The following is a 24,916-nucleotide window of genomic DNA, read 5'->3' as shown; positions in this document are numbered from 1 at the left end:
TCCGGCTCGCGCAGGTCGGCGTCGAGATAGGCGGTGCGGCCCTGCCGGGTACCGGTCAGCAGGGCGCGGGCGTGCGCCAGGACGATCGGATCGTTGTCGGCGTAGACGATCCGGGCGTCCGCGGCGGCCTCCTGCGCGACCTCGTGCAGGTTCGGTGAGGTCGGGATGCCGGTGCCGATGTCGAGGAACTGCCGCAGCCCCAGCTCCCTGACGAGTTTCCGGGTCGCGCGGTGCAGGAACGCCCGGTTCTCACGCGCCCCGGTCCGCATGTCCGGGAAGATGGCCAGCGTCTGCTCGGCGGCCTCCCGGTCAGCCGGGAAGTTGTCCTTGCCGCCCAGGAAATAGTCGTACACCCGAGCCGAGTGCGGAACATCGATCCTCAGATCGGCCGGGGTGAGCTGTTCCGTCACAGGCGTGAACCACGGCCTCGCGCCGGACGCTCCGGCATCGGCATCGACATCGGTCACCGTGCACAAACCCCCACGTTCCGGCGCAACCATCTGGAATCACCCTAACGGGCAAGCCGGCCCCCTTCCCCGCAAAACCACGGCAGACAGCGTGCGGCTCGCCGGGAGGTATCGGGCTGTGAGGCGTCGGGCTGTGAGGCGTCGGGCTGCGCCCCCTGGCGGTGACGCGTGGTTAGCATCCACCCGGATTCGGGTAGCGGCATCTCAAGGGGATGCCCTCGCGGAACGGAGGGCTGACGTGGCATCGGCCTGACGAGGGGGTCCGCGGATGCGCCTTCCGGGCAGTCGATCGGTATGGCATCTGCCGGCCGCCGTCCTCCACACCCTCACCCCGCCCCTGTTCGACCGGTTCGAACCGCGCACGGAACCCGGCCGGCGCGACCACGTCGCCGGCCGAATGGCGAGCTTCGAGGTACGCGGAGCCTCCGGGCCGGAGGGCGAGACCCGCTGCCGGGCGCTGGAAGAGGCGCTCGGGCGTCACCCGGGGGTCGCCTGGGCCCGGGTGAACGCGCCGCTGAGGCGCGTCCTGATCGGCCTGGTCGATTCCGCGCCCACCGCGGACGAGCTGGCCGCCGCCGTGAGGCAGGTGGAGGGGGTGACGGCCGAGCCGAGCGTTGACCTGCTGCCCGGCGGCTTCACCGGACCGGTCCGCCGGTCGGGGATGGCCCTGGCCGCCGACGCGGCGGCGCTGGCACTGGCGTCGGTGGGTCGGCTCAGCCGGTGGGCGTCGCTCCCCGCCGAGCTCGCCTCGCTGGTCACGCTCGTCGACACCCAGCCCCGGCTGCGCTGTCAGCTGGAACGGGTCCTGGGCCAGGACAATGCCGACCTCGCCCTCGCGGTGGCCAACGCGGCCGCCCTCGGCCTGACGCAGGGATATGTCAGCCTCGGTACCGACGTCGCCCACCGGCTCCTGGCCCTCGACGCGGCACGCGCCCGCCGGGATGCGTTCGCGGCCGTGGCGGACGAACTGCTGGGCCGCCCCGAATGGGCCGGGGCGCGACCGGTGGTCGTCGAACGGCCGCGACCGCTGCCGGCCGGCCCGATCGAGCACTATGCGGATGTCGCCGTGCTCGGCGGGCTGGCGGCCGGTGCGGCCGCGGCCGGCCTCACCCGCGCCCCGCGCCGGGCGGCCGCTCTCGCCCTCACCGCGCTGCCCCGCTCGACCCGGCTCGGCCGCGAGGGATTCGCCCTCCAGCTGACCCGCGTGCTCGCCCGACGCGGCGCGCAGGTGATGTCCCCGGCCGCACTGCGGTTGCTCGACCGCGTCGACACCGTCGTCGTCGATCACGACGTCCTGGTCAGCGGCCAGCACACCATCGGTGACATCGTGTCGTTGCCCGGCGCCGACCCGAGCGAGGTGGCAGTCCGCTCCCACGCGCTGTTTCGTCCCGCCGACGCCACTGCCCGCGTGAGCCGGGACGGCTGGACGCTCGGCCCGGTGGAACGGTTGGCCATCCGGGGCCGCACCGGGGTGCGGGAGCGGCGCCGGCTGGCCGCGGCAGGGGCGGTGACCGTGCTCGGCCTCGCGCACGGCACCAGGTTGATGGCGCTCGTCGGGCTGGTGCCCGAGCGTGTGGAGGCCAGCGAGCAGTTCCTGGCCGCCTGCCGCCGTTCCGGCTGCGCCGTGTTCGTGGCCGGCGGCCCGGAGGGTGAGCCGAGCGGGCGGACGCCCTGGGACGGGTGGGCCGAGTTCCAGCATGCCCCGGGGGGCACCCGGCTGGTGGCGACCGTCCGTGGTTTGCAGGCGGAGCGCGGCGGTGTACTCGTCGTGTCCCGGCAGCGGGCAGCGGTCGGCTGTGCGGACTGCGGGGTGGGCGTAGCCGGGCCGGACGGATCGCCGGCGTGGGGGGCTCATGTGCTGGTCGGCAACGACCTCCTCGCCGCGGGCCTCGTGGTCGAGGCTGCCGGTGTGGCGTCCCGGGTCAGCCGGCACGCGGTGCGCCTGGCGGAGCTGGGCACGGGGACCGCCGCCCTGGTCGCGCTGACCGGGGCCGGCGAGGCGCTGGCGGCCCGCGCCCAGCTCATGGTGACGGTCGCGGCCGCGGCCGCTCTGGGGGAAGGCGCCTGGGCGGCGCGTGAGCTGGGCCGTCGGCCGGTGCCCCCGACGATCCCGCATATCCCATGGCATGTGCTGCCGCCCGAGGCATGCCTGGACCGGCTCGGCAGCACCCGGCGAGGACTCTCCGCCGGCCAGGTCGCCCAGCGGCAGGTCGGCGAGACGTCCGTGTCCGTGAACGCCCCCGGCCTGGCCCGGGCGTTCGCCGCGGAACTGGCAAACCCGCTCACCCCGGTCCTGCTCGGCGGCGCCGCGCTGTCCGCCTCCACCGGATCGGTCCTCGACTCCGGGCTCGTCGTCAGCGTCGCGGTCGGCTCCGCGCTCATCGGGGCGGTGCAGCGGCTGCGCGCCGACCGGGCGCTGGCTCGTCTCTTCGCCGTCTCGGCCATCCCGGCTCTGGTGCGGCGGGACGGTGCGGACGTGGAGCTGACCGCGGATGATCTGGTGGCCGGGGATGTGCTCACGCTGGGGCCGGGCGACGTCGTCCCCGCCGACTGCCGCCTGCTGTCCGCCGAGGCACTCGAGGTGGACGAGTCGTCGCTGACCGGCGAATCGCTCCCGGTGGCGAAGTCGCCGAAGCCGGTCGCCGCCCGGGACCTGGCGGAGCGGACCTGCATGGTCTTCCAGGGCACGACCGTGGCCGCCGGGCGCGCCACCGCCCTGGTGGTGGCTACCGGCAACGCCACCGAGGCGGGGCGGGGCCTGGCCGCGGCCGCCGAGCCGGCGAGACCGGTGGGTGTGCAGGCCCGGCTCGCGGCGATCACGGACCTCACCGTCCCGGTCGCACTCGGCGCGGCCGGGACGTTGCTGCTGTCCGGGCTGGTACGCGGCCTCCCGATCCGGAACACGCTGAGTGCCGGAGTGGCGCTGGCCGTCGCGGCGGTCCCCGAGGGGCTGCCCTTCCTCGCCACGGCCGCCCAGCTCTCCTCCGCCCGACGGTTGGCTGGGCGGGGCGCGCTCGTACGCAACCCACGCACCATCGAGACGCTCGGCCGGGTGGACGTGCTGTGCTTCGACAAGACCGGGACCCTCACCAAGGGAAAGATCCGGCTGACCGCGGTGTCGGACGGCTTCCGTTCCCGTCCGCTGGCGGACCTCGACGGGACCGGGCGTCAGGTGGTGGCCGTCGGCCTGCGCGCCACCCCGGACGACCAGCATCGCAAGCTGCCGCACCCGACCGACCGGGCGGTCGTGAAGGGCGCCGCCGCCGCGGGCGTGGGCCGGGCACCCGACGGGCGGGAATGGTCGCCGTTGACCACCCTGCCGTTCGACCCGAGCCGCAGCTACCACGCCTGCCTGGGCCAGCTTGGCGCCGCCACGTTGCTCAGCGTCAAGGGAGCGCCCGAGGTGGTGCTGCCCCGCTGCACCCATCGCCGGACCAGCCGCCGCACCCAGCCGCTCGACGTTCGTGGCCAGGCACGTCTGGCTCGGGAACACCACCGCCTCGCCGCCGCGGGCTACCGGGTGCTTGCCGTCGCCGAGCGCCGGGTGGCGGCCACGGGCCCCGCGGCGCGCCGGCAGCTGGCCGACGACGACGTCGCGGGCCTTGTGTTCCTCGGGTTCCTCGCGCTGTCCGACCCGGTCCGGGACACCGCGACCCCGTCCCTCGACCAGCTGCGCGCCGCGGGCGTGCAGATCATAATGATCACCGGCGACCATCCGAGCACCGCGCGGACGATCGCCGCGGAGCTCGGGGTGCTTGACGGCGATGCGCAGATGGTGACCGGCGCGGAACTCGATGCCATGGCCGACGCGGAACTCGACGCCATGCTGCCGCGGGTGGCCGTCGTCGCCCGCGGCACACCGGCGCACAAGGTCCGCGTGGTCGAGGCCTTCCAGCGGCTGGGCAGGACCGTCGCGATGACAGGTGACGGTGACAACGACGCGCCCGCCATCCGGCTCGCGGACGTGGGCATCGCGCTGGGTAAACGGGGGACCCCGGCGGCACGGGCCGCGGCCGACGTGATCATCACGGAGAACCGGCTGGACGCCATCCTCGCCGTGCTCGTCGAGGGCCGGTCGATGTGGGCCTCGGTCCGCAAGGCGCTGGGAATCTTCGTCGGCGGCAACCTCGGCGAGATCGCCTTCACCCTTCTCGGCTCGCTGGCCACGGGACGCTCACCGCTGTCCGCCCGGCAGTTGCTGCTCGTCAATCTGCTCACCGACCTCGCCCCCGGACTGGCGGTGGCGCTGCGCCCACCGGATCCGGAGGCGAGCGGCCGGCTCCTGGGCGAGGGGCCTGAACGGTCCCTGGGCAGCCCCCTCAACGCAGAGATCGCGGTGAGGGCGACCGCGACGACCCTGGCCGCCGCGGGTGCCTGGATCGCCGCCCGCCTCACCGGGCGGCGCCGGCGCGCCGACACGGTCGGGCTCGCGGCGCTCGTCGGCTCCCAGCTCGGCCAGACCCTGCTCGTTGGCGGGCGCAGTCGCATGGTGATCCTCAGCAGCCTGGTCTCGGCGGTCGTCCTGGCCGCCGTCGTGCAGGTGCCCGAGTTGAGCCACTTCTTCGGTTGCACCCCACTCAGCGCCGCCGGATGGACGATCGCCGTCGCCGCGTCCGCGGCCGCGACGCTGCTCTCGTTCCTGCTACAGCGGCGTACCGAACGCCTGCTACAGCGGCGTACCGAACGGCCCGTCCCGGCTCGCGCCGACTTGACCGAGATCCTCCACGGCCTCGCCCGCGTTCCCCGGGCGGCGGTCCGGACAAGCACGGCCGGCCCCGTCCCGGCACCGGCCGGTCGCGGAGCAGGATGACGCCGAGCGGGACATCGAGGGGAGCGGTCGATTTTGCCGAGCTCCCACCCGGGGGATGCTATTGCCGTCGTCCGAGGTGAGGAGGAACCATGATGAGCAGGATGAGTAGTCCGTCGCGAGCCCGCACGAGCGGCAGGCGGACGACGAGCGGCAGGCGGACGCAGGACCAGGACGGCCAGCGGGCCGCGCAGCCACCGGTCGAGCAGATGAAGGCGGACGCGAAGGAGCGGCACGAGACCCACTCGGCGATGCTGCGGCTGCCGTTCCTCAATGCGCGGTTCGAGATCCCCCACCCGTCGGGGGAACCGATGCACCTGGGCCCGATGACACTGCCATCGCCGGGGAAGACCGCCTACTACGTGGGGCTGGGGCTGCTGGCCGTCACCGAAGTGATCGAATGGCCGGTCGTCGCCGCGATCGCGGCCGGTACCTATGTCGCGCAGCACACCGGCACCCCCCGGGTCGACCAGCCCCGGGCCGAGCAGGCACGCGACGGTCAACGCGAGCCGGCGACCGTGTCGTCCTGACGCGGTCGCCGGGCTGACCGGGCACTCGGCGTCAGGTACCGGCGGGCAGGAGTTCGCCGATCAGCTTCTCGATGCGGGCACGGATGTCGTCGCGGATCGGGCGGACCGCGTCGATGCCCTGCCCGGCGGGGTCGTCGAGTTTCCAGTCCTCGTAGCGTTTGCCGGGGAAGATGGGGCAGGCGTCGCCGCAGCCCATGGTGATGACCACGTCGGAGGCCTGGACGGCCTCGACGGTGAGGATCTTCGGGGTTTCAGTGGTGATGTCGATACCGACCTCGCTCATCGCGGCGACGGCGGTCGGGTTGATCTGCTCGGCGGGCATGGAGCCGGCGGAACGGACCTCGATCTTCCCGGCGGCGAGGTGGGTGAGCCAGCCGGCGGCCATCTGGGAACGGCCGGCATTGTGGACGCAGACGAACAGGACCGAGGGCTTCTCGGACACGGACAGGTCCTTTCATTACCAGGTGAGCCTGCGCGGCCGGGTCGGACCGCGGCGTGAGGGTCAGCGGGGGGCGGGCAGGGTGAGGTCGGGGAGCATGCTGGCGATCAGCCCGCGGACCCGGTGGGCGATGTCGTCGCGGACGGCGGCGACCTGATCGGCCGGTGCGCTGTCAGGGTCGTCGATGGGCCAGTCCTCGTGCCGACGCGGAGTGCAATGCTCGCGCGGTCGCCGGCTCCAGACCGGACAAGTCTCTGGAGTCGATCGGGATGTCGGGGGTGGTCATGGGATCCCTCCAGATAGATGTGGATGGGCGGTGCTGTTCGCCGCGGCGGCCGTGTCCGGGTGCGGGAGCAGGACCTGGGCGGCCTGCGCCGGGGTGGTCGGGGTCGGTGGGTAGAACAGCCGCACCAGCCCGTACCCGACCAGCCCTCCGACGGCCTGGACGGCGATGAACGCCGGCACGGAGGCGGGGGCGATCCCGGCGAAGGTGTCGGAGAACATCCGCCCGACGCTGATCGCCGGGTTCGCGAAACTGGTGGAGCTGGTGAACCAGTACGCCGCGCCGATGTAGGCGCCGACCGCGGCCGGGGCCCGTTCACCCCGCTCGGAACGCACCAGCGCGAAGATCAGGAGGATGAGGCCGGCGGTCGCGACGACCTCGGCCAGCAGGTGTGGCCCCGATGCCCGGTGATGCGTGGAGATCGACACCGCCGACCGGTCGAACATCAGGTTCGCCAGCACCGCTCCCGCGATACAGCCGGCGATCTGGGCGGGCAGGTAGGCGGCGGCATCCCGCCACGACAGCCCCCCGAACGCGGCATCGACCGCCGTGACCACGGGATTGAAGTGCGCCCCGGACACCGGCCCGACCATCAGGATGATCGCGTACAGGCCGGCGGCGGTCGCCGCGGCGTTCTCGACCAGTTGCAGGCCGATCTGATCGGGGCTGAGCTGCTGCGCGGCGATCCCCGACCCGATGACCAGCGCGGCGAGCAGCATGCTGCCCACCGTTTCGGCGGCCAGCCGCCGCACCAGCGGCGGCTGACTCTCCCCGTTGCCCGACACGTCCGGTGTCAGCGGGTAACGCCGGCGGGTGCCGGTTCGATCGTCACCGTGGGGGCGCAGACCGGCCCGCAGTCACACGCGGAACCCGGACCGTCGCCCGGTTCGACGGTGCGCAGCTGCGTGCCGGTGCTCTCAGCGATGTCGGCGAGCACCGTGTAGATCTCCCACGGCGCGCCGTCCGGGTCATCGACCCACACCTTGTCCTGCAACGCATAGCAGCAGGCCGTGTTCTCCTCCACCGCCGTCACCAGCCCCGAGTCCTGCAACCGGGTCGCGGCGGCGGACACCTCCTCCGACGTCTCGATCTCCACCCCGAGATGGTTCAGCGCCCCCGCCACCCCAGCGCCACGAGCGTCCGGGTTCTCGATCAGCACCAGCTTCAACGGCGGCACGTCCACGGCGAAGTTCGCGTACCCCGGCCGGCGCTTCGCCGGCTCCACGCCGAACAGCTTCGAGTAGAACTCCACCGCCGCGTCCACATCGGACACGTTCAACGCCAACTGCACCCTGGCCATCACAACCACCCTCACATCGACATCGGTCTATGCCTGTCGAGCCGAGGATGGACGTGCACATAGACGGCTGTCAATAGCTGAGGCATGCTGGAGACATGGCGACCACCTCCCCACCGGCGGCCCTCCCCGTCACCGAGACCACGGGCGACCACTCGTCCAGCCTCGCGGAGACGATCGCCGCCTGCTGCACCCCGCTGGCCCGCGCACCGCTGTCCGCCGAGGAAGCCGACAAGCTGGTCGCCGTCCTCAAGGCCATCGCCGTCCCCGCCCGGCTACGACTCCTGTCGATGATCTACGCACGGGACGGCGGCGAAGCCTGCGTCTGCGAACTCACCGAACCCCTCGGCCTCACCCAACCCACCATCAGCCACCACCTCAAAGTCCTCGTCGACGCCGGCCTGATCACCCGCGACAAACGCGGCGTCTGGGCCTACTACCGCGCCGTACCCGAAGCACTCGCCGCCCTCGCCACCGTGTTCAGCCCTCCCCAATAGCAAAGAACAGAACATCCCCCCAGGTAGGGAAGTCCTACCAAACGTCCCGGTATAGGGCATACAGTCAAGCAATTACCGGTCGGTGGGAGGCGTGGGATGTCCGGAGCGGGTCTCCCACCGAGGGCAGAGCCGCCGCGCCCACCCGCGCCGGGTGCCCCCGCCCCGTACCAGCGTGCGTCCCAGCCTCCTGGGCCTGATGGACCTGTCCCGTTTCATGGCCCGCCGCGGCCGCCTGTGCCGGGTGGGCCTGCTCCATATCAGCGGGCGCCGCAGCCGCCGTCGCCGTCGCCAGGTCAGGTTCCCTGGCTGGTCCGGGTGCTCGTCGTCTGGCCGGCACGGGCAGTCGCCGCCGTCGTCGTCCTGCCGTTCCGGCTGCTCTACGAGCTCGCCCGGCTGATCGCCCGCGGCCTGTGGCGGCTGGTCCTCGAGCCGATCGGACGAGTGCTGACCTGGATGTGGCGGCGGCTCGTCGCTCCGGTGGTCCGCGCGGTCGGGTCGTTCCTCCGCTGGCTGTTGACCCCGGTCTGGCGGGCGGTCCTCCTGCTCGCGCGGGGACTGGGGTTCCTTTTCGAGCAGCTGATAGCCCGTCCGCTCGGCTGGTTCGTCCGAACGCTGGTGGTTCCGGTCTGGCGGGCGTGCGCCGCGCTCGTCCGGGCCACCCTCCGAGGCGTCCGGGCGGCACTGCGGGTGCTCGTCGTCGTGCCACTCGCCTGGTGCTGGCGGACGATCCTCGCCCCGGTGGTCCGGGCCATCAGCACGGTGCTACGCATCCTGGTCGTCATCCCCATCACCTGGTGCTGGCGGGCGGTCGCGGCCGCATTCCGCCTCCTCGTCGTCCAGCCGTGCCGCTGGATCAACCGCACGATCTGGCGGCCGATCCGCCTGGCAGTCGCCGATACCTCCCGGACGCTGACCGGCCGTCGATGATCTGGCCAGCGTTCAGGTGCGGCGGCGGATGCGGGCGTGCGACCAGAAGTGGTCGAACAGGGCGCAGGAGGCGGCGCGAGAGGCGTCGGCCCGGCGGGCGATCTCGGCGCGCAAGGCAGCCAGGTCGACGCCCAGCCCCGGCAGCCGCTTGTCCAGGCCGAGGAAGGACTCCCGAAAGCCCGAGGGTCAACTCGGGTCGTCGGGCCTGTTGACGAACCAGACAAGCTCCTCGACAAGCTTCTCGCTCTTCCAACCGTCCGCCGTACGCACGAAGTCATGAAAGTAGTAACCGCCGCAGTAGCTCGGCTCGGCCATTCCCGGCATCTGCATCGGGTTGTAGAACTGCGCGATCACCTTGGCACGGTCGCCATCGAGATCGATCTCCACGTTGGTCACGTAGTGAATCTTCCAAGGCGCCCTACCCAGCCCCCGTTCGAGCCAGCCCGCCATCTCGTCACGCCTGCCGACGGGCAGGCTGCTGGACGTCGACGTGTAGTCGATGACCGCCTCGGCCGTGAACACTGACTTCCACAGCTCGAAATCGTTCGTGTCCACACCACGCGCGTAACGCGCCAGCTGCTCCTGGATCTCCAGCTTGTCGGCAAGCTCCTGCAGGTCCACCGATACTCCTCTCATCTGGCAGTCAGACCGTTGTCGACGACGTAGACAGCACCCGTGATCGGTTTCGCCTCACCCGGCGAGAGAAAGGCAAACAACGCCGCGGTCCCGGAGCGCCGCAGCGTATGATGCCGAGATTCGGCTCCGAGGGTCAGCCATCTTGCGGCGGCGGCGTCGGTCGGGTCACCCTGATCGCCATCAGTCCGATCGGGCCAGTTCGTCCTCCCGGGCGACGCAGCCCTCCGCGGCGGCCCGGACGGCACGCGAGCCGCACACCGTCAGAGCGTCGCCAGTCGGGCCTGGTCGAAGAACATCCCCCGGATCAGCAGTTTCAGGGCGTGCACGGTGGCGTGGTAGGTGTCGGCGGGCGCGGTCAGTGCGTGCTCGTAGAGGCCCATGAGCAGTACGTCGATGGCGTTAGTGGCGGCCTGGACGTCGACGTGGTCCGTGAGGATGCCCTGTTCGCCCGCCTCGCGCAGGATTTCGGTGACGACATGGTGGATGGAGGTGACAATGGTGTCGCTTTCTTCTGCCAGGTGCAGGTCCGCGGCGCTTTCCACCCGGATCGCACGGTCGAAGGGGACCGCGTAGGGATTCTCGCGGACCATTCGGTCGGCCTCGTCGAGTACCGTCATGAGCTTGTCGAGGACGCCGTCGACGGATTCCACGGCGAGGGCGAAGCGGGGGGCTGTCTGCTGGGCGATTTCGCGAAAGGTCTCTTTGACCAGCTCGGCCTTGTTCGGGAAGTAGTGGTAGAGGCTGCCGCTGGTCATGCCGGCCGCCCGGGCGATCTCGCGGATGGTGGCGCGCGCGTAGCCGACCTCGGCGACACAGCGCAGAGTCGCGTCAAGAATGCGCTGCCTTGTCTGATCGCCTCGGGAGCCGACCGGCCTGCCTAACAGCGATGAAGTGCTCGCCACGATTTCTCCTGATTGTCGTCTCCCCCCAGTCTCGCATGCGGACACCGAGGCGGGGCCGCGCCGTCGTGACTGTCGAGGCTGACGCACCGCGGTGGCGCGCAGGGAGCCGGTGGACGGTCACGACAGGCGCGGGGAGTCCTCGGGCCCGACCCCGAAGCTTCTCAGCATGGCCGATACCGTCTCATACGCACCGATGGTGAAGATGACGTCGAGTATCTGCTGGATGTCGAGCACGGCGGCGAGTGCCGTCCAGGTGCCGTCTGTCAGCAGACCGTCGGCGATGATCTCGTCGACGGCGCTCATCAGCGCGGCATCAAGCGGGTTGAAGGATGCTTCGGCGGGGTCTGATGCGATACGCCGTTTCTCCTCGGCGGTGAGCCCCGCCTCCTCAGCGAGGTGGAAGTGCTCCGCCCACAGATAGTCGCAGGCGCGCCGGGCAGCGACCCGCAGGATGAGGATCTCGCGCTGCCGCGGGGTCAGTGTCGTCGCGAGCAGCACCTGGCCGTTGAAGGTGAGAAACGCTCGCGCGAGGTGGGGGTGGTGCGCGAAGGTGCCCAGCATGCCGAGGGACTTGGGTCGCCCCTCGGCGCTCGGCAGGGGATGGCGCGGTTCAGGCGGGATCATGGCGGCCAGAGCCGAACGCATCTCCGGTGGGAACTGACGGGGCCTCAGCGGCTCGACACGCGCCATGCGGCGCTCCCTTCTCGAGAGGGGATGACGGTTCGCCGAGGACACCGGGCTACGCGCGTCACTCCGTGATCCGGATACCCTCGTAGCTCCTGAGCGTCTCCGGGTCGGGCAGCTGCATCTGCAGGTACACCGCGAGGTGGTAGATCCTTCCGTCGGGGTCGAACTCGTAGATCGTCGCGGAGTTCACGGCGCTGCTGATCCCGGAGACCGTACTGCGCTCCTCCAGCTCGAGCAGCACCAGGTTGCCGACCTCGGTGACCCGCTTGAACGAGCATTCCCATGCGGACGTCTGCGCCCACTGGGTCAGGAAGCCGGAATACTCCAACCAGTTCATGGTCTCCTTGAACGGGCCGATCCGCTCGAAGGAGTCGACGGCGACCAGCTCGGCGACCGGTGCCCAGCTGTCGACCGAGAAGCCGGGCTCCTTGCCCGCGTCGACCAGCTTTTTCATCAGCCGGGTGTACTCCAGCACGACCCGCGAGAGGCCTGTGTAGTCGCCGATAACCTCGTCGAGGTCGCGCAGCGCGAGCGTCATAACGATGCTCCCAGTGGTGAGGTCGGGGATCTGCGGACATGCGGCCAGGCCGCTGCGGTCTCGCGTGGCAGACCGGCTGCCGTAAGCCGCGGCTACTCAGGACCGGGCGCCGGCCAGGTAGCGATCGAGAACACGGTGGAAGTTCGCGACCACGAGCTCCTCCCGGGTGATCGTCTCGTGTTCCAGGCGGCTGTTTCGTAGGCCGGCCTGCTGGCGCTGCATCTGCTCGTAGTCCTGCTGCAGCGCCTCGAAGTAGGTGTGGCTGCCCGGCTCCTCGACGACGGTCGGGTCCACCTTCGCCGATTCGGCGAGATCATCCGGCAGATACATGTAGCTGGCGACGTGCCAGACGCACTTGTTCGGGTCGCCGGAGGGGTGCGGGGTGGGCATGGTGATGTGACATTCGCCCGCACGGATCGTCATGAAGAAGTTCGGAAAGAGGACCCAGCCCTGGTTGTCCGTCATCTGGTTGTCCGTCAGCCCACTGACGTCCAGGCCCATGCCTGTGAGTGTGTCGCGGGTGGCCTGCTGCAGCAGCGTGCGCGCAGTGAGGCCCTCCGGGAAGACCAGTGTGCCGTCGTCGCCGCGGTACTCTGCGACAAGCTCCTCGAAACGAGGCAGCATCAGCGGCACCGCGGGAAAGGTCTCGGGCAGCTTACGGATCCCGGCCACCTGCTCCTCAGGACCGAACTGCTCACCCCTGGGCACGTCGAACGGCGTGGTGGCGACGCTGTGGTCGCCGAGGAACCAGTAGCGGCCCTTCTCCGGGTCCGGGTAGATCACGTTCAGTAGCTGCGGGTGGACGCCCCAGACGTGGTAACCCTCCTGGAAGGCGTCCATGACGACCTTCCAGTTGCATTCGAGGGCCTCCTCGACATCCATAACGGTGACGAACCGCTCCATCTGGTACGGCCGCAGCAGCTCGACGACCTCGGGACCGAGGTACTCGGCGAGCGGCGTCGCGTCCGGGTCCGGGTTGAGGAAGATGAAACCACCGAACGTCTCCACCGGCACGGACAGCAGCGGGACATCGCTCTTGTCGACTCCCGAGTGGCCCTCGCGCAGGATGCCCCGGCAGTTGCCCTCCAGGTCGTAGGACCACAGGTGGTACTGGCAGAGGAACTGCCGCGAGGTGCCCGAGCGCTGCGCGCACAGCAGGTTGCCGCGGTGCCGGCAGGCGTTCACGAAACCGCGGATCATGTCGTCGCGGCCGCGCACGACGATGAAGGACTGGTCGAAGAGCTGATAGGTCTTCCAGTCACCGGCCTTCGCCAACTCGTCGGCCCGGCCGACAACCTGCCAGGTCGTCTTCCAGATCAGCTCACGCTCCTGCACCGCGATCTGCGGCGAGGTGTAGCGCTCGGTCGGGATCTTCCACCGTAATCCGGCCGGGTCGGAGCGCAGACCCGACAGCCCGATCCTCGTGTCGTCGAGCCATTCCCCGGGCCGCGTCGGCCGCGTCGCCTCGATCGTCATCAGTCCAGTTCTCCTCGAACAGGGGAAAGAGTGGGTCGGAGATCTTCCATGCGCCGGGGACACACATGTGGGGCCCGCGGCGCATACCCGGAGAGCGCGCTCTGGGCTACCGCGCGGTGATGGCACACGCTCCGGACGCACTGGGTACCGATCCGGATCAGAGCAGCACCGCACGCCCGGCCGGCCAGCGCCGCCGACGTAGCAAAATTAAACAATCGCTTGATTAAGAAGCATGATGCACGCCACACTCGAGCACTGTCAAGCCACCCACCACGGACACAAGGACGAACACGCATGCCCTTCGGTGGGGACTACCGCGATCGCGACAGGCGGGGCGTCAGGCTTCGGACTCGCGGTCACCGAGGCTCTCGCGACTCTCGGGCCGCGACTCTCGGGCCGCGGGCCGCCGTCTTCGACGTCCAGGCTGGGCAGCTCGACACCGAGGTCGCACCCCTGCGAGGTCGGGGCCGGCCATGGCCTACGCGACCCGAGCAACACGCAGGCGGACATCCGGGAGGCCGTCGCGGACGCCGGGTTCCCGGGGCTGACGTCGCACCCGTTCGGCCGCAAGTCGGTGGCGACGCTGCTCGAGGACGGGCACTCACCACGCAGATCGCCGACGTCCTCGGGCACGAGAACCCATCGATGACGTTGAGATCACCTCAACCGCAAAAAGCCAGCCCACAGACCGAAACTCAGATCTTGGAGTCCCCCGGGCACCAGCCCGACGCGGGCGTGCGCCGGCGTGTCGCCACACCTTCGAACGAATGTTCGGCTACTGTTGCCCACAGACTCTCCGCCGTCCACCGAACCGACCCGGCTTCCGAAACTGTCGGTCCCACGGCCCAGCGTCGGCTCGTGGCCAAGACCCGCCGACCTCAGTCAGCATGGAGTAACTCCAATGGTGGGACCCGACCGCGAGAAGGCGCTCGAGAACGCGCTTGCGCAGATCGACAAGCAGTTCGGCAAGGGCTCGATCATGCGGCTGGGTGACGATATCCGGCCGCCGATCCAGGTCATCCCGACCGGCTCCATCGCGCTGGACGTCGCGCTCGGCATCGGGGGTCTTCCCCGTGGACGCGTCGTCGAGATCTATGGGCCGGAGTCGTCCGGAAAGACCACCGTCGCGCTACACGCTGTCGCGAACGCGCAGACAACAGGAGGCATCGCGGCCTTCATCGACGCCGAGCACGCCCTCGATCCGGAGTACGCGGGGAAGCTCGGCGTCGACACCGACGCCCTGCTCGTCTCCCAGCCCGACACCGGGGAGCAGGCGCTGGAGATCGCCGACATGCTGATCCGTTCCGGCGCGCTGGACATCATCGTCATCGACTCGGTGGCCGCCCTCGTGCCGCGCGCCGAGATCGAGGGGGAGATGGGCGACAGCCACGTGGGTCTGCAGGCCCGCCTGATGTCGCAGGCACTGCGGAAGATCACCGGGGCGCTCGCGAACTCCGGCACCACCGCCATCTTCATCAACCAGCTCCGCGAGAAGATCGGCGTCATGTTCGGCTCTCCGGAGACCACCACCGGTGGAAAGGCACTGAAATTCTATGCGTCGATCCGGCTCGACGTGCGCCGCATCGAGACGCTGAAGGACGGCACGGAGGCTGTCGCCAACCGCACGCGGGTCAAGGTGGTAAAGAACAAGATGGCCCCACCGTTCCGGACAGCCGAGTTCGACATCGTCTACGGCGGCGGTATCAGCCGCGAGGGCTCCCTGATCGATATGGGCGTCGAGCACGGCATCATCCGCAAGTCCGGCGCCTGGTACACCTACGACGGCGACCAGCTCGGCCAGGGCAAGGAAAAGGTGCGGTCATTCCTCCGCGACAACCCGGACCTGGCCAACGAGATCGAAAAGCGGATCAAGGAGAAACTCGGCCTCTCCCCGACGCTGGACGCTGACGCTCCCCCGCCAAGTCCGGGAGCGTCCGATCAACGGCGCCATCGCATATTCGACGGTGACGATGTGTAGCCAAGGCATCCAGGAACGGATCAGCCGCCAGCCCGCCCTCAGCAGCCTGATCAACGAATACGAACGAGCCGCCTAAAACCCCAGGTAAACGCCGGTAGCCGAGTTCTGACACCCCACAGGTGATGCACTCTCGGCCGACCGTGGTGACCGATCTGATCAGGACAGTCGTCAAGTCGGTGTCTGCCTGACCTGAAGACGTGGCAGAGCGCCCCCGGAGGTTCCCGGGCAGGAGACGATGTACCAGAGAATGGTGACCCGCAGGCCCCACCCGATCGCCGCTTCACTCTTGTGTGTCGCCGCTGCCGCACACTAGACCAACGGACTTGATAGCTAGTTGACTATTTGTGATCTGGCGCTGACGTGCGCTCGTTCCTCGTTCAGTGCTCGTCAACTACGAGGCCCTACGTTGTCCTTCGATCGTGGCCCGGGCAAAAGACGCGCAGGAGCCAGGGGGCGAAGGTCCAGGTGGAAGGGTCCACATCGATGACGACGACTCGCCGGACGGTGCTGGCCGGATCCGCTGCGGTCGCGGCCGGCGCCGTGGTCAGGGCGCCCGCCCGGCCAGTCCGTGATCCGGCCGCAGCACACCCGCGAAGGTCGGCATGGATTCCGGATTGATCCTGGCCAGTATGCCTTTCGCCCTGGGCATCGTCATGCTCGGGCTGGGCCTAGGCCTGACCCTGGACGACTTCCGTCGGGTGGGTCGGCAGCCGAAGGCGGTCGGGGTCGCGCTGTTCTGCCAGATCGTGCTGCTGCCGACGATCTGTTTCGGCCTGGTGCTCGCCTTCCGGCTCCCGCCGGAGCTGGCGGTCGGGTTGATACTGGTCGCGGCGTCGCCAGGCGGGCCGACAGCCAACCTGTACAGTCACCTGTTCGGCGGGAACGTCGCACTGAACATCACGCTCACCGCGACCAACTCGGTGCTGGTGGTGGTCACCCTGCCGATCGTGGTGAACCTCTCGGCCGAGTACTTCCTGCCCGAGGGGGCGGCGATCGGGCTGCAGTTCGACAAGGTGCTGCAGGTCTTCACGATCGTCCTCGTGCCGGTCGCGATCGGGATGCTCGTGCGCGCGCAGGCGCCGGAGGTGGCGCGGCGACTCAACCGCCCCGTCCAGGTGCTGTCAGTCGTGGTCCTCGTCGGGGTCATCTCCGCCGTGCTGTTGGGGCAGCGGGAGAAGCTCGCCGACCATTTCCTCTCGGTCGGCCTGGCCGCGTTGGTCTTCAACATCGTGAGCCTGCTGATCGGCTACGGTGTACCTCGCCTGGCCGACGTCGACCATCTGGCCGCCATCGCGGCCGGGTTCGAGATCGGCATCCACAACACCGCACTCGCCCTCACGGTCGCGGCGAGCCCAGCGCTGTTGAACAGTTCCGAGATGGCCATCCCGGCAGTGGTGTACGGCATTGTCATGTTCTTCACCGCGGCCGGGTTCGGCTGGTTGATCACCCGTCGGGCTCAGGTGACCGCGTCCTCGGTGACTGTTCCCGGCGTTCCTGGTGCTGAACAGTGCGATCGAAGCTCGGTGACGTAGCTCTCGGCGCGGCGGGCGAAAAGGTAGGACTCGCGCTCGTCGGACCGCTCGCGGGCCTTTTCGGCGGCGGCTCGTACGACGCCCGCGGGTTCGCCGCGGGCGTGGAGCAGGCGCGCGCGCAGCAGCAGGACAAGTCCTTCGGCGTAGCGTTGACCGTAGGCCTCGAGGGCCCGGTCCGCCCGGTCGAGGGCGGTAGCCGCCTCTTCCGGCCTGCTGGCGGCCAGCCACATGTCGGCGATCAGCGCATGGTGGTACGCGACACCCCATCGCGGCGGGTCGACCAGCGTCCCGGCCACGACCTGTTCGGCTTCCGCCGCGAGCCCGGCCGGGTCGTCACCGGTGAGGGCACGGGCCCAGTACCAGTTCAGCCGTACGTAGTGCTCCTGCTGGACGGCGACCCGGCCAGTACCTACGGTCATCCACCGCTCGATCGTGCGCAGCACCCAGCCCGCGTCACCGGCCATCGACGCGATGATGGTGATGTAGTACGCCCAGGTCGCGACGGCGTACGGGTCTTCGGGACCGTTCCACCTGTCGATCGCGGTCCCCGCTGTCTCGACGTCACCGTGGAGTGCGGTCACGACGGCCAGCCAGCCGGGCCACTCGCCCGAGACGTCACGCCGGATCGGGGTCTCGCTGTGCGACGAGACAACCCCGTCGAGAAGCGCGGGGTTGTTGCCGCTGAGGCAGCGGTACGCCTCGCCGATGTTGCCGCTGTCCCACTGATGCAGGCCCCAGGCCTGCCGGCCGTACACCTGGACGACCGGATCGCTGGATGCCTCCCCCTGCTCGGCCAGCCGGCGGACCAGACGTTCGCGGTCCCACTCCAGGAAGGTGTAGGACCCGAACAGGCGAGCGAAGAGGAGGCCGGCGGCCTCGACCTCCCGGCCGAGTTGGCGCGCCAGGCGTTCCGCACGCTCCAGCAGATCGAACGTCGTGCCGCCGAACCCGGCCTGCCGGCGCGGGGCGATGGCGAGTAGCGAAAGGGCGGAGAGCTCGAGTTCCGGGAGCCCGGCGGTTCGCGCGATCCGGGCGGCCAGTTCGAGGTGCCGATCGGCGGCTGCGACCGCGAGCTTGGTCGCGGCGCGGCGACCGGCGCGCTTCAGTACCTCCACGGTGCGAACGGGATCGGCGAGGGGGCCGGCGGCCCGCAGGTGGAACGCGACGCGCTCGGTGATCGATTCGTCGTCGGCCTGGCTTTCCTCGAGTGCGTCCGCGATGCGCAGATGCAGCTGGATGGCCTGCTGATGCGCCGTTGTCTCGGTGACCGACTCGCGAACTATGTCGTGCGCGAAGCGCCACGAGAACGGGTCCTCAGGCCCCGACTCGAGCAGGCCGAGCGCACGCAGCGGTTCGAGGCGGTCGAGGCAGTCCGCGATGTCGACGCCGGCGGCGCGGGCGATCAGGCCGAGGTCGAGGTCACGGCCCATGAGCGCAGCGACCCGCAGCAGGTCGCGACCGTCGTCGTCGAGGCCCGCCATCCGATCGCGGACGACGTCGCGCACCGTGGACGGCACCCCGGCGCGGGCCGACGCGTCGCCGTCGCCGAGCGCGCCGCGGTCAATGAGGAGCCGCGACAGCTCGCGGACGAAGAAAGGATTGCCGGCGGTGCGGACGTGGATGTTGCGGGCGACGTCCGCACCAGGCTCGCGGCCAGCTTCGCGACGGACGAGTTCGGCCACGTCGGCCAGGCTGAGCGGGCCGAGCCGTATCCTGCGATGGCTGGCCAGCCGGCTGGCGGCGGCCAGTACTCGCGAAAGCTCGGAGCCGGGTCCGGGTGCGCGGTCGCGAAGGGCGCCGATGATCGCGGTGCCGGCGGGTAGCCGGGCCGCCAGGTGGCCGAACAGCTGGAGCGAGGCGGTATCAGCCCATTGAAGATCGTCTATGACGAGCAGCAGTGGGCGTTCCGCGGAGGCCTGGCCAATGACCGCCACAACCTGCTCGAACAGACGGAACTGCGCGCGGGCGCCGGAAACCGGTGGCGCGGCGTCATCGTGTCGAGGTTCGAGGAGACTACCGAGTTCGCTGGCCAGCCACTTCTCGCGCGCCGACGCGGGCAGACTGTCCAGAACAACGGAGAGCGCCTGCTCCCACGGCCACATTGATGGTGTTCCGTCGCCTTCCAGGCAGGAAGCCCAGACGGCGAACGCGCCGCGTTGGTCCGCAGCCGCAACGGCCTGCTTCAGCAGGCACGTTTTACCCGCCCCGGGTTCACCTTCGACGATGCCGAGCCCGGTGCGGCCGGCAAACGCCTCCTCGATGGCCTGCCGCAGCACGCCGAGCTCCTCGCGCCGACCGACCAGGCCGGCTGCCCGCCTCGCCGGTACGCGTTCGCGTTCGCGTTCGCGTTCGCGTTCCATGGTCGGCCTCGGGGTCTGCGTCAGCACTCGCAGGTGCGCGGCCTGCAGCGCCGGCCCAGGATCGATGCCGAGCTCCTCGGCGAGACGCTCGCGGACAGCCTGAAACACTGACAGCGCCTCCGCCTGCCGTCCCGCCACGCCGAGGGCGGTGACGAGGCTGGCCTGTACGGGCTCATGGAACAGCGCCATCGACGCGGCCAGCTGCAACGGCGGGATCATCCGCGCAGGTTGGCACAACGCCACGGCCAGTTCGGCCGCTGCCATACAGGCGGCGTGGAGCTCGTCGTCGAGGGCGGCCAGGACCGGGGGGGCCGTCGATCCCTGGAAAACTCCGTCCCCCGCGGGACCGTGCCGGAGGCCGAGCGCTTCGACGTAACGGTCGAGCGCCACATCGCGATCCTGCTCGGCGAGAGCGGCCTGGGCCGCTTTCAGGAGTTCCCGGAACGTGACGAGGTCCAGGGTGCCGGGGCCGGCGATGAACACGTACCCGTTGCCACGGCGGTGCAGGTAGGTACCAGCATCCCGGGCGGGGAGCGCGGGTTCGAGCACCCGCCGCAATGCCCCTATGTACTTGTGAATGACGTTGAGCGCGCTGGCAGGGACGTCATCGGCCCAGATGAGATCGATCATTTCTCTCGTGCTCACCGGACGGCCCACGCGGGCCAGGAGCAGCGCCAACAGCTGCACCTGCTGACGGGGGCCAGCGTCCAGCTCGACGCCGTCACGCCACACCCGCACCGGACCGAGGATCTGCAGGCACAGCGAACCCGCGCCGGCCGACAGATCTCCGCAGTCAGGCCGAACGGAACCGGCTCGCCCAGCCACCTCTGTCGACTCCCGGATGGACATGACGGCTGTGTTCGCTTCCAATCTTCCGCGAACCGCAGCGTAGCCGATTTTAGCCGACCTGGCGGATCTGTGGTGCGGAGATGGACAGCGGATGCTCCGTCACGCCGGGCCAGGACGGATCTCGATCTCCTCCTGGATGGTTGGTTGAGCCGAGTCACCCAGGCGGGAACCGGGAACGGGCGACGGCTTCACCCGGGCGACGGTCACGACGTACAGGACCAGACCGGCGGTCGTGAGAACGAAGCCGGCCCAGACAGTCGACAGAGTTCCCCAGCCCGCGTCGAGGGCGGCAGCGCCGCCGATCGCGCCGAGGGAGTTGGCCAGGTTGAGCGCGGCCAGGTTGAGCGCGCCCATCAGGGTCGGGGCGTCCGGCGCGAAACCGGTCAGCCGGACCTGGATGGTGGGGATCGCGGCCATCATGGTCGCGCCGACGCCGAACAGGCAGGGCAGCAGAACAGCCAGGTTGCTGCCCGCCGATCCGATCACCACCAGGAACACCAGGACTCCGCCGTAACCCCAGACAAGACCGTGGCTCTCGTACCGGTCGGCGAGACGCCCGCCGAGGTAGTTGCCTGCCGCCATGCCGAGGCCGAAGACGGCGAGCGCGATCGGAATGAGCGAGGCGTCCCGCCGCGCCGCGTCAGTGACGAACGGGCCGATGAACGTGTAGACGGCGAAGATGCTGGAGATGCCGAGTGCCGCGACGATGATCATCAGCCAGACGTTGATCCGGCGCAGGGCGCCCAGCTCGTTCGTGACGGAGGTACCGCCCAGCTCGTCGGTGTGGGGTAGCCAGGTGACCAGCGCGGCGCCGGCGAGCAGGCCGACGGCGACCACGCTCCAGTACATGACTCGCCAGCCGGCGTTCTGACCGACGACGGTGGCCAGCGGCGACCCGGCGACGGTGGCGATGGTCAGTCCCCCCATCACGGTGGCGAAAGCCCTGCCGCCCTTGCCCGGTCCGTACACGTACGCGGCGACGACGGCGCCGGCGCCGAAGAACGCACCCTGCACACTGCCGGCGATGAACCGGAAGAGGACAAGCAGCGCGATGTTCGGCGCCAGCGCGGAGAGCCCGTTGCCGACCAGGAACAGCACGATCAGGCCGAGCAGCAGCGTGCGACGGTTGACCCGGGCGGCGAGCAGGGTGATCGCCGGGGAGCCGATCACCACCCCGAAGGCGTACGCGGTGACCGCATACGTCGCGACCGGAACCGACACATCCAGATCGGACGCGAACAGCTGGATGACGCCGTTGCTACCGAACTCGCCGGTGCCGATCGCGAAGGTACCCAGCGCCAACGCGACCAACGTCATCTTCGGATTTCGGACGGGCGCCCCGGGGGAGGTGTGCCGCTTCTCCTCGGCGGCGCACTGGCCTTCATACGCACGCTGATGCATCGTCAGCCTGCGGCGTGTTTGATTAGGTCGGCCGCCGCGGCGGGCTTGGCGATCATCGCGACGTGTGAGGCGTTGACGTCGACGGTGTGCGCGCCGGCTCGCTGTGCCATGAACCGTTGCGCCGCGACGGGAAGGACCCTGTCGTTGTGGGCGGCGAGATACCAGGAAGGAATGGCCTTCCAGGCCGGGGGCCCGGACGGTTCCTGCAGGGTGCGTACGTCGCTCGGTCGCTGGCCGGCCCACATGAGGTCCGTGGTCGTCTCCGACAGATCAGCGGCGAAGACGTCACGGAAGACCTCCTTCCTGATGTATCCGTCGACGCCGTCGGCGTAGGGGCGGAAGTCCAGCGCCGTCTCGTTGAGTCTGCTTCCCGGGTACTTCGTCTGCAGGCCGAGGAGCGTCTCGCCCTGGTCGGGCATGAACGCGGCGACGTAGACCAGCGCCTTCACGTTCGTGTTGCCGGTCGCGGCGTTCGTGATGACGATCCCGCCGTAGGAGTGCGCGGCGAGGACGAGGGGACCGCTGAGGGTGGCGAGGATGCTGGCCAGGTAGGCGGAGTCGGTGGCCACGCCGCGCAGCGGGTTCGCGGGGGCGATGACCGGGTAGCCGTCGCGGATGAGCCGGGTGGCGACGTCGTTCCAGCCGGAGGCGTCGGCGAACGCGCCGTGCACGAGAACCACGGTTGGCTTCGGCCTGCCACCAGGCCGGGCGAGGGCCTGCGCGGCGGGCGCTCCGCCCACGGCGCCGGCCGCGACCGCGGCGGATCCGACCAGCACCGTTCGGCGAGTTGTCGTCATCAATGTAGGCCCTTCGGTATCCGTTTTTGTCAGCCACTGTCCAGAGCCAGCGTCGAACCGGGCGGTTGACGTCCACTGGACGGAGCCCGAACACACACCGACGGCGGATCAACAAAAAATTTACTGCCTATCAAGTACATCGATTTAGCCTGTGGGCATGAAACCAGAAAAAAGCGAAGTGGCCTGGAAGTGGGGACTCTGGTCTCATGTCTTCTGGTACGTCCTGACCAATGTCGCCCAGGTCGTGCTGTGGGTGACCCTCACCCCGGACATTTTTTTCTGGCCCCTGTACTCAATACTGGCCTGGGGAATCGGTCTTGGGTTCCACATCCGGGCTTTCCGTACTCGCCCAACATTGGGCTCCAGCTGAGCGGAACGGGAGGGCGCTGGAGCCTGTGTCAGCCCGGCCAGCAGTTCCTCGGCGCGGTGGGCAAACAGGTGTGCCTCGCGCTCGATGGACAGCGCGCGAGCCCGGTCGGCGGCGGCCCGGAACCTCGACGAGTGCCGGGCACCCTGCCTGGCTAACCCAGAGACCAAAGCCAGGACCCACAGACTCGCCCAGCCCAGGCGATGATGACCGACTGGGGCATCACCTCGAAATCAGAGGCGGGCAGGCACACCTTGACGGAATTCCCGATCCGATGGAATGGCATTATTCACGAAACTCTACGATGCCGACCCGTCCTGTTGCGCGCCCCGGACCCTTCGCAATCGACTGCCACCCGCAGGTCCCAGGCCGCGGAGTTCCTCTGCGCGAGACACAGGACTGGCGGCCGACCAGATGATTGCATCGACGTCCTCCGCCCGCGGTTCGACTACCCGCGGATTTCCGTGAAAATCCAGCGGAAATTCACACACAAAGCCGGATCCCACTAGATTCAAGCAAGAGTTCACAAAACAGCAGGCAGTACAAATATTTGACTGGTGTTCATATAGAAGAAACCACTCGGCGCCGGCCCTGCGCTTTCATCTCCTTGCCCGACCAAAAAGAAAACCGGGCATGTTCCACTCAACTGGAGGCATAGTGGACGGAAGCAGAGCCATGCACGCCGGTTCGCCCATCCGAAACCGCAGGTGGCCAGCGGTCTCAGTAGCGATCATGCTCGCGATGACCCTGGTCTGCACGTTGACCCGGGCCGCCGAAGCCGCCGAAACCACGCAGTCCACGACCGCGCAGGCCACGGCGGCCCAGGGCGCACTGGGCACGTTGTCCTCGCAGATGACGCAGACGGCCGCGGGGATAGACGATATCGCGAAAGCCGTGGTCAGCTCGGTGGCTGGATTCAGCGTCGCGGTCTCCGGGGATCAGGTGACACTCAGCACGCCGCTCCCCGAAGGCTTCGACCGGGGCCAGGCAAAATCCTGGGTGGCCGACGCCAACGGGCGCAACCCACAGCTGAGTGACACCATCCAGGAGCACCTGAACGCCTATCCGCTGGATCTCCCGGGCGGCACACCTCAGGTGCACGACTTCGACGGCACCTTCAGCCTGACAGACAAGGGGCTGAAGCTCACCATCACGTCGGGTGAGGCACTGACAAAGCCAACCTGGTGGCAGAGCACGCTGCTGGCTGCCGGCTTCTACGCACTGGGCCTGGCGTTCCGGACTGCGTGCATGCTCGGTGTGATCGCCTCGACCGGTGGGGTGGCGAGTGTCCTGGCCAAGACGGCCTGCGCGTCGATTGCCGGATTCCTGGGCGCCTTCCTCTTCAGGCTGGTCTCGTTCAAGCTCGACGGCAAGAAGCTCGACGCGGACGCCTGGGGGGACATCCTGTGCGTCGCGCTGGCAGGTGCCCTGGTCAGCAGCGGTGCCTGGGAGGGCCTGGTCGGTCCCTGGGTCGCGAACTCCGGGCAGGCGTTCATGAACCGGGTAGGCACCTGGCTGACCCAGCTCGGTGCGGCGATCGCACGCGGATGGGGGCAGGCGGGCGAGGCCGCCACCGCGGTCGGTGAAGCCATCAGAGACTGGGCAGCCGAGTTCCCCGCCGCGCTGCGGAACGCAGTCGACCGCCTGCCTGGAGGCGCCGGCGCAGGCTCAGTGGACGGCGCGGCCACGGCACTACGCTGATCCGATGGTCCGGAGGTAACCCCGCGTGTCCGGGAGGTTCGCGAGAACCTCCCGGACACGTGACCGAAAGGCCCTGGCGTCAGATCTGCTCCCGGGACGCCGACCGCCGCGGCATCACCGCCCGGTTCATGTTCTTCGCACTCCCGCGCAAAGCAGCGACCGGCGCGAGCTCGACGGCTGGCCGGTGGAGGCGCCTGCCGAGATCACAACGCCTTCACTGACCGCACCATCCGCGCGATGAACCCATGCTCACGTGGCCGAGGTGGGAGTCGCAGCGGACCTCGGTGCAGGTCCATGCTCCCCGCCCCGTTGTGGCTGCTCGCGGCCGACCGTTCGGGGACGCGGGCGATGGCGCCGTAGACGTTGACGCGGCTGTCGGCCAGTTCCTCACCGGCGTCCTTCTCCGCGTGCCAGCGGTGGACCGGCACGACACCCGGCTCGACGA

At 69.5% G+C, this 24,916-nt stretch carries 20 protein-coding genes and 1 pseudogene; 8 read left to right on the top strand and 13 right to left on the bottom strand.

What is annotated here, in order from left to right; translation table 11 throughout:
* A partial coding sequence (locus tag MXD62_RS18025) for an SAM-dependent methyltransferase (protein WP_248830695.1) occupies nt 1–500 on the bottom strand: 500 nt, incomplete at its 3' end.
* A gap of 235 nt (nt 501–735) precedes the next feature.
* On the opposite strand from MXD62_RS18025, the gene MXD62_RS18020 reads away from it, so the two are divergent.
* Together MXD62_RS18020 and MXD62_RS18015 are read left to right on the top strand one after the other, a co-directional pair.
* Nucleotides 736–5,277, top strand: coding sequence for an HAD-IC family P-type ATPase (locus MXD62_RS18020; RefSeq protein WP_248830694.1), 4,542 nt, complete (start codon nt 736–738; stop codon nt 5,275–5,277).
* Nucleotides 5,278–5,378: 101 nt separating this feature from the next.
* On the top strand, nt 5,379–5,804 hold the full coding sequence (locus tag MXD62_RS18015) for a hypothetical protein (protein ID WP_248830693.1): 426 nt from the start codon (nt 5,379–5,381) through the stop codon (nt 5,802–5,804).
* A 31-nt stretch (nt 5,805–5,835) separates the two neighbouring features.
* On the opposite strand, the gene MXD62_RS18010 is transcribed toward MXD62_RS18015, so the two are convergent.
* From MXD62_RS18010 to MXD62_RS18000, 3 genes are all read right to left on the bottom strand, one after another.
* Entirely contained in the window at nt 5,836–6,246 is a 411-nt protein-coding gene (locus MXD62_RS18010; RefSeq protein ID WP_248830692.1) for an arsenate reductase ArsC, read from the bottom strand.
* Nucleotides 6,247–6,525: 279 nt separating this feature from the next.
* A complete protein-coding gene (locus MXD62_RS18005) occupies nt 6,526–7,311 on the bottom strand; it encodes an MIP/aquaporin family protein (RefSeq protein ID WP_248830691.1) in 786 nt (261 codons plus the stop codon).
* A gap of 8 nt (nt 7,312–7,319) precedes the next feature.
* The gene (locus MXD62_RS18000) at nt 7,320–7,826 is read right to left on the bottom strand and encodes an ArsI/CadI family heavy metal resistance metalloenzyme (RefSeq protein ID WP_248830690.1); all 507 of its coding nucleotides are present in this window, start codon (nt 7,824–7,826) and stop codon (nt 7,320–7,322) included.
* A 95-nt stretch (nt 7,827–7,921) separates the two neighbouring features.
* Here MXD62_RS18000 and MXD62_RS17995 point away from each other — a divergent pair, with 95 nt between their 5' ends.
* Nucleotides 7,922–8,320, top strand: coding sequence for a metalloregulator ArsR/SmtB family transcription factor (locus MXD62_RS17995; RefSeq protein ID WP_248830689.1), 399 nt, complete (start codon nt 7,922–7,924; stop codon nt 8,318–8,320).
* A gap of 315 nt (nt 8,321–8,635) precedes the next feature.
* The gene (locus MXD62_RS17990) at nt 8,636–9,247 is read left to right on the top strand and encodes a hypothetical protein (RefSeq protein WP_248830688.1); all 612 of its coding nucleotides are present in this window, start codon (nt 8,636–8,638) and stop codon (nt 9,245–9,247) included.
* A gap of 186 nt (nt 9,248–9,433) precedes the next feature.
* On the opposite strand, the gene MXD62_RS17985 is transcribed toward MXD62_RS17990, so the two are convergent.
* The 5 genes from MXD62_RS17985 to MXD62_RS17965 form a co-directional block, all read right to left on the bottom strand.
* The gene (locus tag MXD62_RS17985) at nt 9,434–9,868 is read right to left on the bottom strand and encodes a nuclear transport factor 2 family protein (RefSeq protein WP_248830687.1); all 435 of its coding nucleotides are present in this window, start codon (nt 9,866–9,868) and stop codon (nt 9,434–9,436) included.
* 275 nt (nt 9,869–10,143) lie between these two features.
* Entirely contained in the window at nt 10,144–10,785 is a 642-nt protein-coding gene (locus MXD62_RS17980) for a TetR/AcrR family transcriptional regulator (protein WP_248830686.1), read from the bottom strand.
* A 117-nt stretch (nt 10,786–10,902) separates the two neighbouring features.
* On the bottom strand, nt 10,903–11,475 hold the full coding sequence (locus tag MXD62_RS17975; RefSeq protein ID WP_248830685.1) for a carboxymuconolactone decarboxylase family protein: 573 nt from the start codon (nt 11,473–11,475) through the stop codon (nt 10,903–10,905).
* A gap of 58 nt (nt 11,476–11,533) precedes the next feature.
* The gene (locus tag MXD62_RS17970) at nt 11,534–12,010 is read right to left on the bottom strand and encodes a hypothetical protein (protein WP_248830684.1); all 477 of its coding nucleotides are present in this window, start codon (nt 12,008–12,010) and stop codon (nt 11,534–11,536) included.
* A gap of 96 nt (nt 12,011–12,106) precedes the next feature.
* Nucleotides 12,107–13,486 carry an SRPBCC family protein gene (locus MXD62_RS17965; protein WP_248830683.1) on the bottom strand — a complete coding sequence of 460 codons (1,380 nt, stop codon included), beginning with the start codon at nt 13,484–13,486 and terminating at the stop codon, nt 12,107–12,109.
* A 901-nt stretch (nt 13,487–14,387) separates the two neighbouring features.
* Between MXD62_RS17965 and recA the strand changes: the two genes are divergently transcribed.
* Together recA and MXD62_RS17955 are read left to right on the top strand one after the other, a co-directional pair.
* Nucleotides 14,388–15,464 carry a recombinase RecA gene (gene recA / locus MXD62_RS17960; RefSeq protein ID WP_248830682.1) on the top strand — a complete coding sequence of 359 codons (1,077 nt, stop codon included), beginning with the start codon at nt 14,388–14,390 and terminating at the stop codon, nt 15,462–15,464.
* A 602-nt stretch (nt 15,465–16,066) separates the two neighbouring features.
* Nucleotides 16,067–16,996 carry a bile acid:sodium symporter family protein gene (locus MXD62_RS17955; RefSeq protein WP_248830681.1) on the top strand — a complete coding sequence of 310 codons (930 nt, stop codon included), beginning with the start codon at nt 16,067–16,069 and terminating at the stop codon, nt 16,994–16,996.
* Here the strand turns inward: MXD62_RS17955 and MXD62_RS17950 are convergent.
* From MXD62_RS17950 to MXD62_RS17940, 3 genes are all read right to left on the bottom strand, one after another.
* Complete coding sequence (locus MXD62_RS17950; RefSeq protein WP_248830680.1) at nt 16,921–20,205, bottom strand: AAA family ATPase; 3,285 nt, start codon at nt 20,203–20,205, stop codon at nt 16,921–16,923. The genes MXD62_RS17955 and MXD62_RS17950 overlap by 76 nt on opposite strands.
* Nucleotides 20,206–20,304: 99 nt before the next feature.
* Nucleotides 20,305–21,606 (bottom strand): MFS transporter, encoded by a 1,302-nt coding sequence (locus MXD62_RS17945; RefSeq protein ID WP_248830679.1) that lies wholly within the window; start codon nt 21,604–21,606, stop codon nt 20,305–20,307.
* Between the two features lie 2 nt (nt 21,607–21,608).
* Nucleotides 21,609–22,403 (bottom strand): alpha/beta hydrolase, encoded by a 795-nt coding sequence (locus MXD62_RS17940; RefSeq protein WP_248830678.1) that lies wholly within the window; start codon nt 22,401–22,403, stop codon nt 21,609–21,611.
* Between the two features lie 157 nt (nt 22,404–22,560).
* Here MXD62_RS17940 and MXD62_RS17935 point away from each other — a divergent pair, with 157 nt between their 5' ends.
* Nucleotides 22,561–22,773, top strand: a complete 213-nt coding sequence (locus tag MXD62_RS17935) for a 2TM domain-containing protein (RefSeq protein WP_248830696.1) — start codon at nt 22,561–22,563, stop codon at nt 22,771–22,773.
* A 756-nt stretch (nt 22,774–23,529) separates the two neighbouring features.
* A complete protein-coding gene (locus MXD62_RS17930; protein WP_248830677.1) occupies nt 23,530–24,471 on the top strand; it encodes a hypothetical protein in 942 nt (313 codons plus the stop codon).
* 203 nt (nt 24,472–24,674) lie between these two features.
* Here MXD62_RS17930 and MXD62_RS17925 read toward each other — a convergent pair.
* A pseudogene (locus tag MXD62_RS17925) lies at nt 24,675–24,916 on the bottom strand (SAM-dependent methyltransferase); the annotation flags it as partial.

It is taken from the genome of Frankia sp. Mgl5, from assembly GCF_023242985.1.
Lineage (GTDB): Bacteria > Actinomycetota > Actinomycetes > Frankiales > Frankiaceae > Parafrankia > Parafrankia soli.
The sequence above is the reverse complement of the archived record's forward strand: the minus strand, read 5'-3'. Positions and strand labels throughout refer to the sequence as shown.